The organism is Streptomyces sp. 4F14, assembly GCF_048159485.1.
Taxonomy (GTDB): Bacteria; Actinomycetota; Actinomycetes; order Streptomycetales; family Streptomycetaceae; genus Streptomyces.
The window spans coordinates 1-314 of record NZ_JBLRVY010000415.1 but is presented as its reverse complement, the minus strand read 5'-3'; the positions used below and the strand labels follow the sequence as shown (position 1 = coordinate 314).

The following is a 314-nucleotide window of genomic DNA, read 5'->3' as shown; positions in this document are numbered from 1 at the left end:
GCTCGTTGAGAGTGATCCACTTGCCGACCCGGTCACCGAGCCGCTCGGCGACCAGCGACACGTACTCGGCGAAACGGGCCGCCGTGTCCCGCTCCAGCCAGTCCAGCGTGACCGGCAGATCCCAGTGGAAGAGGGTCGGCACCGGGCGGACGCCCGCCCCGCACAGCTCGTCGACCAGACGGTCGTCGAAGTCGAGGCCCTTCGGGGAGTTCACTCGCGGCCAGGAGATCGAGAAGCGGTACGCGTCCACGCCGAGGTCGGCCAGGAGCGCCACGTCCTCGCGGTAGCGGTGGTAGTGGTCGCAGGCCACCGCC

1 protein-coding gene is annotated in these 314 nt (G+C 70.4%); it reads right to left on the bottom strand.

What is annotated here, in order from left to right:
* Positions 1 to 314 (bottom strand): family 1 glycosylhydrolase (locus ACLZOT_RS51370; RefSeq protein ID WP_416976163.1); only part of this gene is annotated, 314 nt, incomplete at both ends.